Here is a 14939-nt window from a genome sequence, read left to right on the forward strand (position 1 = left end):
ACTAACCAAGTTTAAGTTCTAAAAGACTCGAAACAACTCACCAGAAAATCCATTACTACACGTATTGCAGGACTATGTCGTAGATCTTCGTGGGTTACCAACCAGATTTCAGCACTCATGGGATGATCATCTTGCAATCTGACCAAGTTACTCAGTGTTCCTAAAAAATCAGGTAACACAGCTAACCCAGCTTCGCCACATGCTGCTCTCCACTGAAGTTCAGGATGATTTGTAACCATTACAGGTTCTTTATTGCCTAATCTTTCTTTTAACTTCTGCTGTTTTTGACCATGTACCCCCCCGACCTCTACGCTGATCCATTCATAACTTTCAGAATCAGTTGAAGCTAAATAATTTGGAGCAGCATATATTCCAAAAGGAATTTCGCCTACTTTACGAGCAACTAAGTTTTCATCTTTAGGACGTCCAAATCGTACAGCAATATCAGCCTCACTATGCTGCAAAGAAACATAATGAACATCGCCGAGTACACGTAATTTTAATTGGGGATAATGTCGATAAAACCTTCCCAGATGAGGCATGATAAGATGCGCAGCCGTTAAAGGAGGCATACTAATAGAAACACTACCCATCACTTCTTGCTGACCAGCCTGAGTTAAACGTTCAATAGAAAACGTTTCTTCCATCATACGAGTAACTACTTGTGCAAGACGTTCCCCATCCGGGGTAAGTATGTATGTGCGTGGTCTACGATCCACTAATTTAAGTTTTAAGTTTTGTTCTAGCTGGGCAATTCTTCTGGATACAGTTGCATGGTCTACCCCCAACTTTCTTGCGGCAGCTGACAGTGACTTCTCTTCGGTAAAAACTGAAAAGTAATGTAAATTTTCCCAATCAATCATTGTGCAAATTTTCACATTAGAAGTGTATTAATACGGAATTGTACACCTTTATATAATTGCCCAGAATAAAACCTTTCTTAGTGGGAGCCTGTCGATGAACAGAACGGTGGTTTATGCCTATGCTGGTGTTGTATTAACGATGTTTTTTTGGGGATCGGCATTTAATGCAATGTCTTATATTATTCAACATATGCCTCCACTATCTGCCGCATCTGAACGGTTTTCAATTGCAAGCCTAAGCTTACTTCTGATCTTTTCAATAACAGGAAAACTAAGATGGGCAGCCTTAAGTCAAAATTTATTTATCTATCTTATTATTGGGGTTGTCGGCATTGCAGGATTCAACGTAGGTTGTTTTTATGGCTTACAGACTACATCTGCCGTGAATGGTGCTTTAATTATGGCAACCACACCGTTGATGACCTTATTAATGACAATTATTTTGGACGGTGAAAAACTTACCCCTAGTAAATTTTTAGGTGTTTTATTCGGCTTAAGTGGTGTATTACTCGTCATTAGTCAGGGGCATATAACAACTTTACTTCACCTGAAAATAGACATTGGAGATCTATTTATATTATTAGGGGCTTTTGGATTTTGCTTAGCAAATGTTCTATCTCGCCGCTATGTAAAAAATGCCACGCCTTTAGAAACAACGACTTTTTCTATGATGTTCGGGGCAATAACACTTGGCGTGTTAAGTATGATATTTGAAGATCCTCTTACAGCCATCACTTCTGCGCCTGTAAATGCACATCTGGCCATGGGTTATGTCATTATCTGCTCTACAATGATTGCTTATCTATTCTGGTTTAATGGCATACAAAAGTTAGGAGCCGGACGTGCTTCCGTCTTTTTTAACTTTGTACCTGTATTTAGTATGCTCATCGCTCTACTTACAGGACAGTCTCTCAATATCTGGCAATTAATAGGAACAGCTTTAGTGATGTTTGGTGTAATGAGTAGCGGAGGTTTTTTTAAAATTAAAGGCACGCCACTTATAGTAAAACATTGTACAAAATAGGAAATATGCTGCTACATTAAAAATCATATGTTTATCATGTAGCAGCATTTTCAAATAAAAAATAGAAAAAATATTTACTTAAAAAACTCTTTAATTTTATAAGTTTTATTTTTAAAAATATATTTTTACATTTTCAATTATTTATCACAAAAGCTCATCTTAATTATTGCGTTGTAACAAATAATATATGTTTCTTTAAAACTTAATAAAAGATTGCCATATATAGTTTTAAAACAACCTAAGGAGATATTAAAATGAAGCTGGATTTCACTACCATTGAAAAGCAAGCCCAATTGCTGCAAGAAGAGCAAGAAAAAATTGGACAACAAGATCATGATTTTCAGATCGCTTTAGATAAGCATAGAGAATCTTTAAAGAATTTATTTAAAGAGCTTTTTCATGATCAAGAAATTAAAACAGAAAATGGAGGCCATTGTTGCGTAACATTCGGAAATTTTAAAATTTCTTTATTAATTGAAACTGCTAAATTTGAGAATGGTGTTCCGGTAAAATTAAATTCAGTAAATCCTATTATTGTGAAATTTAAAAAAGATAAACCAGTTGCAAAAGCACAATTTACCGATGCAACTCAATATCTCGATAATCATTCAGAAGCTCCAAACTATCAGTATTATTATAAACAAGAAGATAAAACCCAACTCGTCCAATTTTCTGAACTTCCAACTTTTTTTCAAGCTATCTTAGACACTAATGTATAAAGTCAGGCCCTCAATAGAGGGCTTTTTTATATATTATTTTTCTATCATTTAAATCTATTAAAAATAATATCAGTCTAATTATTTTTCTATTTATCTATGAAATATTTAAGCCACTTTTAGGTTCTACAGCCTTAAAAAGTATTTGATTCTTTTTAAAATTACTTGTATATACATGTTTGTATTTGTTTGTACAAATGCAGACTTAATAAAAAATAGAGTGGACTCTTAAAGGACAAGGAGTAAGTGTAATGGACTCATCGGTTGAGAAACCAAATAGTAGTTTTATTGAAAACCGAAGCATTGATTTTATTCCAGAGAATGAAAGACATGGCGGAGTGTTTGCTCAATTCACCCTCTGGTTTGGTGCCAATTTACAAATCACGGCTATTGTGACGGGTGCTCTAGCAGTTGTATTAGGTGGGGATGTTTTTTGGTCGATTATTGGTTTATTTGTGGGACAGTGTTTTGGTGCTGCTGTCATGGCTCTACACGCCGCTCAAGGTCCAAAACTTGGGCTTCCCCAAATGATTTCAAGTCGTGTCCAATTTGGGGTATATGGTGCATGTATTCCAATCATACTCGTTTGTCTAATGTATCTAGGGTTTACTGCAACTGGTGAGGTACTCGCGGGTAAAGCTATTGCACATCTAGCACATGTCAGCAATACAACTGGCATCTTAATTTATGCTTGCTTTATTATCTTATTTGCAACGATTGGATATCGTTTAATTCATGTTGTAGGCAAAGTAGCTAGTATTATTGGCTTGATTGCTTTTGTTATTATTCTGACTCAAATTTTAGCTCTTTCTGATTTCTCAGAACTCTTAGCAGTACGTCATTTTAGTTGGTCTTCATTTTTGTTAGCAGTTTCACTTTCTGCTTCTTGGCAAATCTCTTTTGGACCTTATGTTGCAGACTACTCTCGTTATCTTCCAACTAAAACGTCTTCATCTCGCGTTTTCTGGGCCGTTGGCTTAGGTTCTTTAGTGGGTTCACAAATTTCTATGAGCTTAGGCGTTTTGATTGCCCAAGTTGCAAACGGGAATTTTGTTGGAAATGAGGTTCAATATGTGGTTGGAATGAACCCCATCGCCTTAGTTGTTACCTTCTTATATTTTAGTATTGCTTTTGGCAAAGTTACTCTGACGACCTTAAATGCTTACGGCAGTTTTATGTGTGTTGCTACGGTTTGGAACAGTTTCAAATCGACAAATCAAATCTCAAAAATAACAAGATTGCTCATTGTCCTTGCTATGGTCGTGATCTCGACCTTTATAGCAATTATTGGCGAGCACACTTTCTTAAGTGCTTTTAAAGCATTTATTTTGTTTTTACTTACTTTTTTTATTCCATGGAGCGCAATTAATCTGGTTGATTACTACTTTATCTCCAAAGAAGAATGTGATGTAGATGCACTCTATGATCCAAATGGCAAGTATGGTCGCTGGAATCGAATTGGTATTACTTGCTACTTTTTAGGTATTTTGATTCAACTGCCATTTATTGATAGTAAATTCTATACGGGGCAAATTGCTGCAATGTTAGGAGGGATCGATTTATCATGGCTAGTAGGACTTATCTCTACAGCACTGATTTATTATATTTTCGCAAAAAAAGCTCAACTAAAGTTTGTAAAACAGTTACCTCTCGAACAAGTTAAGTAAAGCCCAAACATAAGATATCAAAGTATGACTTTGATATCTTATTGAAATTGATAAAAAGCTATTCTTGTAATGCTTTAACCTGTGCTGAAGCAGGAAGCCCAAACAACTTATCAAAACTCCAATTAAAGATAAAAGTGTAGATGGGAATAATGATAATAAAAGCTACATCTAGCCAAAAAGCAGCGATTAGAGAAATATCCATCCACCATGCAATAAGAGGAATCAAAAATAAAACTAAGGTAAGCTGAAAACCAATTGCATGCCCAACCCTACGTTTGACTGTACGGATATTACTGCTTTGCCTAGCTTCCCACTTCTCATATAAAACATTGTAAATAAAATTCCAAGTTACAGCGATGGTCGTAATCATGACAGATAGAGGCCCAGTATGTTCCACACTATCACCTGCCAAAATAGCTAACCCTACTGATGAAATAATCATTCCAATCACTTCATAAGAAGAAACATATACGATTCGACGCTTTACACCTTGCATAATCAATGAACTCTGCTTAATTCTTTATATTTTAATTTCAGTTAAAATCATATATAAAGTTAATAGCTTTCAGTTTGACTGATATCAAAATGAATTTTAACAGTGAAAATATTGAACTCTTCATTACCGTACTAGATACGGGATCTTTCTCTGCGGCTGCTCGTAAACTAAATCGGGTCCCCTCAGCAGTCAGCATGGCCATTGCTAATTTGGAAGCCGAATTAGGTTATATCTTATTTGAACGAACCCATCGTAAGGTCATTCCAACCCCTACAGCATTAGCTTTAGAACCACAGGCTCGCATTATTTCTGAACAGCTTAGGCTATTTAGTACTCATGCCCATGAACTTTCTTTAGGGCTTGAAAGTAAATTACGTATTGGTGTTGTCTCTGATGTAAATACCAAATTATTATTCTATTCAATAAAAAAATTAGCCGATAAATTCCCATTACTTAATATAGAAGTTATTACTGCCCCTCAAGATGACATCGTCAATTTACTTTATAAGGAAGAAATTAGTCTTTGCTTAGCAGGTTCAGACCTAAATATAAAAATGCGTGAAAATCTACAATTGGTAATGACTGAAACAGTAGTTGCCACTATTTCGTCTAGTCATAGTCTTCTACAAGAAAAAACAAAGCCGTTTTCTATTGAAGAGTTAATCAATATTAGGCAAATTGTAGTAGCGAGTAGTGACCATGAAATGACAGATTCTCGTTCAATTATTGGTGCAATGTACTGGAAAACGAATAGTCTACAAACAGCAATTAATATGGTTGAAGCAGGACTCGGTTGGGGAAATTTCCCTTTATCATTAGTACAAGAAAAAATCGATCAAGGTCATTTAGTTCTTTTAAATTTTAAAAATACCAAAAATCATTTACCTCTATCCATTTATTTAATTTGGCTTCAAGACCGCCCATTATCTAAAGCGGCTCGAGAACTCATCCAAATTATTCAAGAAAATTTATAATTTTTTATACTTTAATTCCGAGTACATCTGATCTCTTTTTATAGTTTTACTTCAAATTAAATATGCTTGCTTTAAAGATTTACCCTATTGTTCAGCCCCGATTTCCGTCAATATTATACAAAGCAAGAAGCCTACTTAAAAAGCAGGCTTCTTACTGTATTTCAGGACTAAGCAATAGTTTTTTATTTTGGATAAAATACATTTATACTTTATTAAAACCTAGCATTTTAGTCAAGAATAAAATTAATAAAATACAATCATTTGTATTCCATGTGAAAGCAATCACACTTTAAGTTTTATATAGAAAACACATCAGGAAAAGAAAGAAATTTCAATGATAAAAATTTCTAACTTTTCCACTTAAAAGTTCTATGTTTTGAATAAAATGAGATAAAGCCCTTAATTTTAAAATAAGCTCACTTTTATTCATCTCTTTTTGTTTTTCATCTTTAAAGCTTTATTCATCCTATATATTAGATTATTTATTTTAAAAACTTTGACTCTCAATATTTTATAAGTAATTTTTCGATTATATCCAAACTTCCAAAAATTGAAGGAAAAGTCCTTTATAGGTTCTAAAAATAATTAATCCTAAATTTATAAATTGCATACGATACATACATGCACAAATCAGCTTGTGCTCTACTATTTTTCGGTAAACCGATCTAACTTAATCTTGTCAGTATTATTCAAATAATCTCCCACAACTTGGTTGTATTTTAAACAATATATATTTTAAAAGAATTAATAATTTGAATCGAAAAGACAATTAAGCCTCTACCACTATAAGTTTCTGGCTGGAATAAGTTCTAATTGATCGATAAATAACTTAGTTCACTTTACTCGCGAAGTACTCATACGCTAGAATCACTATCGCTTGTAATATTTAACCAAAACAACACAATATTTTTTGGGCTACGATGTGCCTACTTTAGAAAATGACTTGTGTTTAATTAAAAAATTGATTAGTATTGCACGCACTGAAAAGCCTTGAGATTAAAAGCTTTTCTTGCTTATAGGGCCTATAGCTCAGTTGGTTAGAGCAGCGGACTCATAATCCGTTGGTCCCGTGTTCAAGTCACGGTGGGCCCACCAAATACCAAACCTCATAAATTAAAAGTTTATGGGGTTTTTTAATATGTATTCAAATAGAATTTGGTTCACCGTTATAAACAATACTTAAAATTTAATTATCAAATTTTTCAGCTTTTTTAAAATAAATTTTCTTTGTGCACTGAATATTTGTACTTCATCTATTAAGCTAAGATTTGTTTCCGCATAGGTTCGGAATGTTCTAATTGAACATCCCAGAACTTTCCCCATAAATCACAATACTCTAAGCATATCTTTTCAATATAGTTATAATCTTCTTCTGTACAAGCTTGCATCAAGACATACCATAAGTCTTCTTCATGATCATCATCCGCGGCTTCGGCACTCTCATCCTCAGAAATACCATGTACATGATAATAACCACCACCCTCCACCTCCAAACCGACGGCTTTAGTTGCTTTACGTAAAGGTGGACTGTAAAGGATGACTTCTTCTTCCGCGACTGCTAATAAGGCTGAAACAGCTTTATAGTCATGATAAGCATTTTCTAAAAATACTCTAACTTGATCTGCAATATCACTTGGTTGATAAGTCAGACGATCTTCTTCCGTAATACCGAAATCATTTAATACATCTTCAAATAAAGGATAGTGAGCATATTCTGGGTTTCCCTGATAATAACCATCTTTGTCTAAACCGGGTCGAAATCCAAACTCATCGAAAATATTTAGGCTTAAAAGAAAACGTGGAAACATTTTTGCGCCAGCATGCAATCTTGGCTCTAATTGTTTAGTTTGAAATTGGGCCATGAGCAGTGCATCAGTAAAAGTTTGTACAATTGCGTGACGATATTCTAAGTGAATTTTTTTTAAATTTTCTTTATTAATTTTTCCGTTATTTAAAATATCAATTGCTCGATGATTTGACACGGCATGGTTAGCGATTTTTACTCTTAAACGGGACAAAAAGTCTGAATTTTTTTCCCATAGTTCAGCTGAAATGCTTTGCTTCATCCCTGCGAGTGCTTTCTTTCTAGGATTATTAAAATTCTCAAATTTCTTAGGCATATCCACTCTCATTAAACTTATTGAAGCCTGATCGATTTTTACATATTTTATTATAAAAACAATGACTTAAATTGATATTTAAATATGTTCCTTTATCAATCAATATTAGAATTAAAATCGTACGAAATCAAATAGAAATTTTCAAAAAAAACCCAGGTAATGATAATCATTATCACAATATAAACTTGTATCTAATCCCTTTTTTTATTATGATAATTCATATTAAAATTTTAATTTTTTAGATTAAGTTATAATTAGTTCTAACTATATGGAATAGTAATGTCAAAAAAAGAAGATATTATAAATACTGCTTTAAATTTATTTAATCAGATTGGATACAATGCTACTGGTGTTGACCGTATTATTGCTGAATCTAACGTTGCAAAGATGACATTTTATAAATATTTTCCTTCGAAAGAAAATTTAATTATGGAATGTTTGCAACATCGAAATTTAAATATTCAAAATTCAATTAATGAACAACTAAGTTTACGTCAAGATGCTAACCCGCTTGAGAAAATTCATATTATTTTTAATTGGTATATTGAATGGATCAATAGTGAAACATTTAATGGATGTTTATTTAAAAAAGCATTTATTGAAGTATCTAAACAATATACTTCAATTCGTGAACCATTTTATGAATATACGAAGTGGTTGACTCATTTATTACAAGAACAGCTCACTCAATTAGGGATAGAAAACCCTACTCCACTTACTCACATCATTATTTCTATTATTGATGGGATGATTATTGATGGAACAACAGATAAAGCGCTTATTAACTCTGAAAAAATTTGGCAATATATTGAATATTTAATTAATGAAGAGATACCTCAGCAGGTCTCTTAATTTTAAAATTATCTAAGTTTATTAAATTTAAAAGAAAAATAAAAAGAACTTTTTAAATCTTCTACAGCTTAGATAATCTTCATTTTTGATGCCACACTTTAGCTTTCATAATTTTTCTAGGCTTTTTTACAAACTCATATTAGAATCCTGAAAATTTATCACCTTGCACTGATCTATGAAAAAATTTCTAGGTAACTCTATCTTTAAAGCTGCTGGTTGGACCTATAATGTAGATCCCGAAATTCTTGAGAAAAAACAAGTTATTATTGGCTTTGAACATACATCAAATCTAGATGCAGTGCTATCTATTGCTCTCTTCCAAATTTTAGACATTAAGATTCATACTTTAATAAAGAAAGAACTTTTTAAGGGTCCTCTTAAACCAATTCTAGAAAAGCTTGGTGGCATTCCCGTTGACCGCAAAGCGAGTAAAGATATTGTTTCTCAAATGGTTGAACAATTTCAAAATCATGAAACTTTTAACTTGGTGATTGCTCCTGAAGCTACTCGTGCCAAAGATGGCTCTGAACGTAAACCTATCCGTACAGGTTTTTGGCATATTGCAAAAGCAGCTAATGTTCCTATTGTACTCATGTATGCCAACGCCCGAAGCAAACAAGGCGGAATCCTAGGAAAAATTTCCCCAACAGACTTACAAAAAGATTTGGAAACAATTAAAGAGCTATATGCGAAATTTGACATAGACGTCAAAATTAACTAAATCAAATTGGACTTGATTCGGCCTAATCTTACTCATTAGGTCTTAAGTTTATTATTCTTATTCAATTGGCTAACAAAACGCAGGGCAACAGTTTTCAACAAAACCAAGCCTATGCTAATATTCCAGCACTTTTGCATTTTCTTTTTTGGAGTTCACGTCCATGGCGGGTCATTCTAAATGGGCCAATATTAAGCATCGTAAAGCGAAACAAGATGCAAGTCGCGGTAAAGTTTTTACTAAATATATTCGTGAAATTGTGACTGCTGCCAGACTTGGCGGTGGAGATGCTGCTAGCAACCCTCGTCTGCGTGCAGTAGTTGAAAAAGCTCTTTCAGTTAATATGACACGTGACACCATCAACCGTGCAATCCAACGTGGTGCCGGTGGTGAAGATAATGATGATTTAAAAGAAGTAACTTACGAAGGTTATGGTGTTGGCGGTGTTGCTGTTCTTGTTGAAACAATGACAGATAACTTAAACCGTACAGTACCGGATGTACGTCACTGTTTTAGTAAAACAAATGGTAACCTAGGAACTGCGGGTTCTGTAGCTTATCTATTTACTAAACGTGGTGAAATTACTTTTGAAGATGTGTCTTTAGAAGACAAAATCATGGAAGTTGCTTTAGAAGCTGGCGCTGAAGATATTGAAGTTTCAGAAGATGAAATTTTGGTAATCACATCACCAGAAACTTTTGGTGAAGTTCAAGATGCTCTGACTGCTGCTGGTTTAAAATCTGACAATGCAGAAGTGGTTATGAGTCCATCAACAAAAGCTGAAATTACTGATGTCGACCAAGCAAAACAAATTCTTAAAATGATTGATATGTTTGAAGATCTCGATGATGTGCAAAACGTTTATACTAACGTTGAGTTCACAGATGAGGTTTTGGCTCAACTTGATGCCTAAATCAAACATTTGAATTAAAAAAACGCACCATTGGGTGCGTTTTTTTATAGTTTATTTAATAAGTTATAGCAGTTAAAAACATTATATTTTTTAATAACAAAACTGGAATGCAAAGCAACCACATTGTCAATTTTTCCAATACGTCTTAATAAAATTTCACTGTAGTCATCCATGTTGCGTGCTACAAGTTCCAAAATAAAATCGGCACTTTGCCCTGTCACTAGAAATGCATTGGTCACTTCTGGAATTGCTTCTATTTCAGAAAGAAACTTGTCAAATGTTTCAGTGTCATGCTTACTCAATGAAACTTGCAATAAGATGTGCAAGGTAAAGCCGAGTTTACTAAAATTAATTTCCCTTTTGAGCTGCCCCATAACGTTGGCTTCAATCAGGTGTTTAATCCGGCGATGCACAGAACTGACTGACAGATTGATCCGTTCTGAAAGTTCATTCAAATTTAAGTCTTCATGAGACAAAATTTCTAGAATTTGTTTATCAAAACGATCTAACTCCATTCCTATCTCCAGCCAGAATTTACAATGAGGACAGTATACCCTATACAACTCCGACGCATTGAAAAATACAAAGGTTTAAAAATAGCTAAAACATTTATTTCTTTTACATATTTTATTGCAGTTATGCATTTTAACCGTGCAAATAGTAGAGCACATGACTCATTTTAGAGAATCAATTTCATGCTCTCATTTATTTTTTTCAATGAAAGGTCTTATTTACACTTCTATTTTGACATAAATCAATGATAAAAATAGAAATTTGTCTATTTTTCTAAATTCTTAAAGTTGGCATTATTATTGTTATGTATTTGCAGGAAAATTTTTATCCATGTCGGGGAATGCCTGTGAATAAGATCAAAACACTAGTGCTAGCAATGAGTTCTTTAGGTGTAATTAGCGTGACAATGCCTGTGCATGCAGCTACAGATGCTGAAGTTAATGCGTTACGTGATGAGGTAAAGGAATTAAAACAACTTGTTCAGAAACTATCTGATCAACAAAAAACAGCTTTATCGGTCAGTGCTCCACCAGCACCTCCCGCAACACCTGCGGCTTCTACCTCTCCTGTATCAAAACCAGGTTGGATGGCAATGGCGGATGGCCAAACCCAAGTCAAGCTTTATGGTAGTGTCCGCGCAGATGCAACCTATGACTTTAAAGGTTCAAATGGTAGCATTTCAAATGGCGCTAACTACCCTTTAAATAAAGATGATCCAAAACAAGACTCACTAAATGTATCTGCTGCAACCTCAAGAATTGGTCTAGACATTACTCGACCTACCCAATACGGAGATTTGAACGGCAAAATTGAAGCCGATTTCATGGGTGGAAATGGTGATAATGGCAATGGAACCTTCCGTGTTCGTCATGCTTATATGTCTTTAGGTAAATGGCTAGCTGGTCAAACTACTTCACCTTTTGTGAACACCGATACATCGCCAGAAACAGTAGATTTTAATGGAGCAATTGGTACAGGTACTACGCGTACAGTACAGGTTAGGTACACTCAGCCAATTAATGCCCAACAGAAAATACTAGTTGCCTTAGAAGGCGGTGATGTTGAAAAAGCTGGTAATGCTGCCGGCGGAAGCCGCTTTCCTGCTTTAACGGCACGATATGATTTCAAAACTGCAGATAATAAAGGCCTATTACAGTTACATGGTCTTGCCCATGAAAACCGTGTAGCTCCAAAAGATAGCGCTTCTGAAGAAAAATTTGGTTGGGGTGTTGGGGTTGGTGGTAAATATGATTTAACTCCTCAAGATAGCTTAGTTGCTAATTACTATCACGTTAAAGGAGATGGCCGCTATTTACTTTATAGCAATTCTGCTTATGCCTATGACACAACAACACAAGATATTAATTTAGGTGAATTTGATAGTGCCGTTATTGGCTATCAACGGAAATGGAGCCCTATCCTCCGCTCTACTTTTGCAATAGGCGGTATTCAATATAAAGATGATAGCGTTTACGCAGATAGCAATTTAACCAGTACCAGTTATAACAAAGAAATTTATAATGCCTTGGTCAATTTAATCTGGAATCCAGTTAAAAGTATTGATTTAGGTGCAGAATATACTTATGGCCAACGAGAAACTTTCGCAGGCGATAAGGGTGATTACTCTCGTATTAATTTATTAGCAAAATATAGTTTCTAAAAATTGGATGTAAAAAAAGAGCCTTTCAAAAGGCTCTTTTTTATTACCGGTATTAGTGCATGGCTTGAATTTTTTCTAAGAAAAGCTTCGCACGTTCGTGGCGAGCATCTAAGTTATCAAAGAATTCATGCGTTGGGCAGTCTTCTAAAATCTTACCTTCATCCATAAAAATTAAACGGTTAGATACTCTTTTAGCAAAACCCATTTCATGTGTAACACACATCATGGTCATACCTTCATGTGCAAGTTGCACCATCACTTCAAGTACTTCACCGACCATTTCAGGGTCAAGTGCAGAAGTTGGTTCATCAAACAACATACAGATTGGGTCCATGGACAAGCCACGTGCAATCGCTACACGTTGCTGCTGTCCACCAGACAATTGACCCGGAAACTTATCTTTATGCGCAAGCAAACCTACACGCTCTAAATATTTCAGACCTTTTGCACGAGCATCAGCAACTGAACGCTTTAACACTTTGACTTGAGCAATTGTTAAATTTTCCAAGACAGTCATATGTGGGAAAAGTTCAAAGTGCTGAAAGACCATTCCCACTCGTGAACGGAATTTAGCAAGATCCGTTTTGGGATCTTTCAGAGAAACGCCATCAACAATAATGTCGCCTTGTTGAAATGGTTCTAACGCATTTACTGTTTTAATGAGTGTTGATTTTCCTGAACCAGACGGCCCGCAAACAACAACGACATCACCTTTTTCAATACTCGTCGTGCAATCTGTTAAAACCTGAAAATCACCATACCATTTAGAGATATGTTGGATGTCTATCATTGGCATTTAAAATCTCCAATTAGCGAATGATGGCAATTTTTTGCTGTAAGCGTTTGACTAATTGCGATAGCACAAACGAGCTACAGAAGTACACTACAGCGACGATTAAATAGAATGTTGCTTTCGTTTCAGGACCATAAGTATTAGCCAATGTATCTGCACGACCTAAAAAGTCTGGTGCACTAATCACATACACTAATGAGATATCCTGAAATAAAATAATTGTTTGAGTTAACAATACTGGGAGCATGTTACGAAAGGCTTGAGGTAAAACCACATAGCGCATTGATTGACCATAGGTAAAACCTAGCGCGTAACCTGCATTTACCTGACCTCTTGAAATAGACTGAATTCCGGAACGTACAATTTCCGAGAAAAATGCAGCCTCAAAAATAGCAAAAGTCACAACACTCGAAAACAACGGTCCCCAATATGTATCAGATTGAAACTCAAATATTTTTGGCAACAAAAAGTAGAAAATAAAGATCACCTGAATCAATGGAATACCACGAAACAGATCGACATAAAATTTTGCGAAATTACTTGCGATGGCATTGCTTGATAAACGCATCATTGCCAATGGGGTTCCGATCAGGATACCACCCAGCATCGCCAATACAGTCACGGTAAGGGTAAAAACGAAACCTTCTTTGAGTGCCGCGATCACGTCAGGATTGTGTAATAAAGAAAAATCCATAATTACTTCCCTCCCGAACCTAAGCCAGGTACAGCCATTCGTTTCTCAATCCATGCCATTACAAATTTAATGCTATAAGTAATGATCAAATAAACAGGTGTAGAGAGAATAAGAATGATGATGTCCTGAGAAGTTTCTTCCCGCATGGTTTTTGTATAAGCGAAGAAGTTCAAAACGCTCAAAGCATATAAAACAGCTGAGTTTTTGAAAACGTTCATTGCTTCAGAAGTAATCGTGGGCCACACTGTACGATATGCAACAGGTAAAATGACATAACGATAGCTTTGTGCAGTGGTAAAACCTACTGCGGAAGCAGCAAATTTTTGTCCTGTTGAAACAGTATTAATACCAGCACGTATGTGCTCAGATACACGCGCAGCTGTGTAGAGACCTAATGCAAAAACACCAATAACCGCAGGTTGCTGATTTAAAAGATTTTTCCACCATCCACCAGCGACAACATCTCCACTGCCTGCACTTATGCTATCCGGCAAAAATTCCGGAAAAACAAATGCCCAGAAGAATAGCTGCACAATAAGTGGAATATTACGGAAAATTTCAACGTAACAATTGCCAATAAATGCGAGAGGTTTGTTAGGTAATGTACGAATTACCCCTAGGAGAGAACCTAATAAAAATGCGATAAGAAAGGCTATAACAGCTGTCCAAACCATAGTAAAGACGCCTGAACCTAACATTTGTAACCATGTGGGCGCTTCAGCATGAGCATTGTAGCTTGAGCTACCAATTACTCTACAGACTGATTCTGCCCATGCGGCTTTATCGACACCATATTCATTAGACTCCGCACAGAATATAGTCCAGTTTAGCGAGCCGACTGACATGTTTGCCCCTTAAATGAATATCTTTAGGAAAATAGACCGCTTAAGCAAGTGAGTCTCACTTGCTTAAGTAAATTTAGGACAAAAAGATCTT

General features: G+C 35.2%; 15 protein-coding genes and 1 tRNA gene. 9 read left to right on the forward strand and 7 right to left on the reverse strand.

Annotation, left to right across the window (positions count from 1 at the left end; genetic code table 11):
• Positions 1-11: 11 nt before the first annotated feature.
• Positions 12-863, reverse strand: coding sequence for a LysR family transcriptional regulator (locus tag HL290_RS06495; protein ID WP_198495962.1), 852 nt, complete (start codon positions 861-863; stop codon positions 12-14).
• Positions 864-957: 94 nt separating this feature from the next.
• Between HL290_RS06495 and HL290_RS06500 the strand changes: the two genes are divergently transcribed.
• The 3 genes from HL290_RS06500 (at position 958) to HL290_RS06510 (ending at position 4270) form a co-directional block, all read left to right on the forward strand.
• On the forward strand, positions 958-1887 hold the full coding sequence (locus HL290_RS06500; RefSeq protein WP_198495963.1) for a DMT family transporter: 930 nt from the start codon (positions 958-960) through the stop codon (positions 1885-1887).
• A gap of 254 nt (positions 1888-2141) precedes the next feature.
• The gene (locus tag HL290_RS06505; protein ID WP_003651360.1) at positions 2142-2606 is read left to right on the forward strand and encodes a hypothetical protein; all 465 of its coding nucleotides are present in this window, start codon (positions 2142-2144) and stop codon (positions 2604-2606) included.
• A 248-nt stretch (positions 2607-2854) separates the two neighbouring features.
• Entirely contained in the window at positions 2855-4270 is a 1416-nt protein-coding gene (locus tag HL290_RS06510; RefSeq protein WP_198495964.1) for a purine-cytosine permease family protein, read from the forward strand.
• Positions 4271-4328: 58 nt separating this feature from the next.
• Here the strand turns inward: HL290_RS06510 and HL290_RS06515 are convergent, their stop codons facing one another.
• Positions 4329-4766 carry a PACE efflux transporter gene (locus tag HL290_RS06515; RefSeq protein WP_198078660.1) on the reverse strand — a complete coding sequence of 146 codons (438 nt, stop codon included), beginning with the start codon at positions 4764-4766 and terminating at the stop codon, positions 4329-4331.
• A gap of 89 nt (positions 4767-4855) precedes the next feature.
• On the opposite strand from HL290_RS06515, the gene HL290_RS06520 reads away from it, so the two are divergent.
• Positions 4856-5740 (forward strand): LysR family transcriptional regulator, encoded by an 885-nt coding sequence (locus HL290_RS06520; RefSeq protein ID WP_198495965.1) that lies wholly within the window; start codon positions 4856-4858, stop codon positions 5738-5740.
• Positions 5741-6758: 1018 nt separating this feature from the next.
• A tRNA-Ile gene (locus HL290_RS06525) sits at positions 6759-6835 on the forward strand.
• Between the two features lie 161 nt (positions 6836-6996).
• Here HL290_RS06525 and HL290_RS06530 read toward each other — a convergent pair.
• Complete coding sequence (locus tag HL290_RS06530; protein ID WP_198495966.1) at positions 6997-7860, reverse strand: iron-containing redox enzyme family protein; 864 nt, start codon at positions 7858-7860, stop codon at positions 6997-6999.
• A 279-nt stretch (positions 7861-8139) separates the two neighbouring features.
• On the opposite strand from HL290_RS06530, the gene HL290_RS06535 reads away from it, so the two are divergent.
• The 3 genes from HL290_RS06535 to HL290_RS06545 all read left to right on the forward strand — a co-directional run bounded on the left by HL290_RS06535 (position 8140) and on the right by HL290_RS06545 (position 10343).
• The gene (locus tag HL290_RS06535; protein ID WP_045125357.1) at positions 8140-8712 is read left to right on the forward strand and encodes a TetR/AcrR family transcriptional regulator; all 573 of its coding nucleotides are present in this window, start codon (positions 8140-8142) and stop codon (positions 8710-8712) included.
• 175 nt (positions 8713-8887) lie between these two features.
• Entirely contained in the window at positions 8888-9433 is a 546-nt protein-coding gene (locus HL290_RS06540) for a 1-acyl-sn-glycerol-3-phosphate acyltransferase (RefSeq protein WP_198495967.1), read from the forward strand.
• Between the two features lie 160 nt (positions 9434-9593).
• On the forward strand, positions 9594-10343 hold the full coding sequence (locus HL290_RS06545; RefSeq protein ID WP_045432830.1) for a YebC/PmpR family DNA-binding transcriptional regulator: 750 nt from the start codon (positions 9594-9596) through the stop codon (positions 10341-10343).
• A 44-nt stretch (positions 10344-10387) separates the two neighbouring features.
• On the opposite strand, the gene HL290_RS06550 is transcribed toward HL290_RS06545, so the two are convergent.
• The gene (locus tag HL290_RS06550; protein WP_004642558.1) at positions 10388-10858 is read right to left on the reverse strand and encodes an Lrp/AsnC family transcriptional regulator; all 471 of its coding nucleotides are present in this window, start codon (positions 10856-10858) and stop codon (positions 10388-10390) included.
• A 344-nt stretch (positions 10859-11202) separates the two neighbouring features.
• Between HL290_RS06550 and HL290_RS06555 the strand changes: the two genes are divergently transcribed.
• Positions 11203-12516, forward strand: a complete 1314-nt coding sequence (locus tag HL290_RS06555; RefSeq protein ID WP_198495968.1) for a DcaP family trimeric outer membrane transporter — start codon at positions 11203-11205, stop codon at positions 12514-12516.
• A 52-nt stretch (positions 12517-12568) separates the two neighbouring features.
• On the opposite strand, the gene HL290_RS06560 is transcribed toward HL290_RS06555, so the two are convergent.
• The 3 genes from HL290_RS06560 to HL290_RS06570 are packed head-to-tail and all read right to left on the reverse strand — an operon-like array spanning position 12569 to position 14848.
• The gene (locus HL290_RS06560) at positions 12569-13312 is read right to left on the reverse strand and encodes an amino acid ABC transporter ATP-binding protein (protein WP_042896581.1); all 744 of its coding nucleotides are present in this window, start codon (positions 13310-13312) and stop codon (positions 12569-12571) included.
• 13 nt (positions 13313-13325) lie between these two features.
• Positions 13326-14003 carry an amino acid ABC transporter permease gene (locus HL290_RS06565; RefSeq protein ID WP_004642556.1) on the reverse strand — a complete coding sequence of 226 codons (678 nt, stop codon included), beginning with the start codon at positions 14001-14003 and terminating at the stop codon, positions 13326-13328.
• 2 nt (positions 14004-14005) lie between these two features.
• A complete protein-coding gene (locus HL290_RS06570) occupies positions 14006-14848 on the reverse strand; it encodes an amino acid ABC transporter permease (RefSeq protein WP_004642555.1) in 843 nt (280 codons plus the stop codon).
• Positions 14849-14939 lie beyond the last annotated feature (91 nt).

It is taken from the genome of Acinetobacter sp. AC1-2 (assembly GCF_016124155.1).
GTDB lineage: Bacteria > Pseudomonadota > Gammaproteobacteria > Pseudomonadales > Moraxellaceae > Acinetobacter > Acinetobacter calcoaceticus.

Coding starts and splice junctions, on each gene's coding strand:
- HL290_RS06565 (WP_004642556.1), bottom strand. CDS start 14,003: ATGGATTTTTCTTTATTACACAATCCTGACGTGATCGCGGCACTCAAA.
- HL290_RS06535 (WP_045125357.1), top strand. CDS start 8,140: ATGTCAAAAAAAGAAGATATTATAAATACTGCTTTAAATTTATTTAAT.
- HL290_RS06505 (WP_003651360.1), top strand. CDS start 2,142: ATGAAGCTGGATTTCACTACCATTGAAAAGCAAGCCCAATTGCTGCAA.
- HL290_RS06510 (WP_198495964.1), top strand. CDS start 2,855: ATGGACTCATCGGTTGAGAAACCAAATAGTAGTTTTATTGAAAACCGA.
- HL290_RS06515 (WP_198078660.1), bottom strand. CDS start 4,766: ATGCAAGGTGTAAAGCGTCGAATCGTATATGTTTCTTCTTATGAAGTG.
- HL290_RS06520 (WP_198495965.1), top strand. CDS start 4,856: ATGAATTTTAACAGTGAAAATATTGAACTCTTCATTACCGTACTAGAT.
- HL290_RS06570 (WP_004642555.1), bottom strand. CDS start 14,848: ATGTCAGTCGGCTCGCTAAACTGGACTATATTCTGTGCGGAGTCTAAT.
- HL290_RS06530 (WP_198495966.1), bottom strand. CDS start 7,860: ATGCCTAAGAAATTTGAGAATTTTAATAATCCTAGAAAGAAAGCACTC.
- HL290_RS06560 (WP_042896581.1), bottom strand. CDS start 13,312: ATGCCAATGATAGACATCCAACATATCTCTAAATGGTATGGTGATTTT.
- HL290_RS06540 (WP_198495967.1), top strand. CDS start 8,888: ATGAAAAAATTTCTAGGTAACTCTATCTTTAAAGCTGCTGGTTGGACC.
- HL290_RS06545 (WP_045432830.1), top strand. CDS start 9,594: ATGGCGGGTCATTCTAAATGGGCCAATATTAAGCATCGTAAAGCGAAA.
- HL290_RS06495 (WP_198495962.1), bottom strand. CDS start 863: ATGATTGATTGGGAAAATTTACATTACTTTTCAGTTTTTACCGAAGAG.
- HL290_RS06500 (WP_198495963.1), top strand. CDS start 958: ATGAACAGAACGGTGGTTTATGCCTATGCTGGTGTTGTATTAACGATG.
- HL290_RS06550 (WP_004642558.1), bottom strand. CDS start 10,858: ATGGAGTTAGATCGTTTTGATAAACAAATTCTAGAAATTTTGTCTCAT.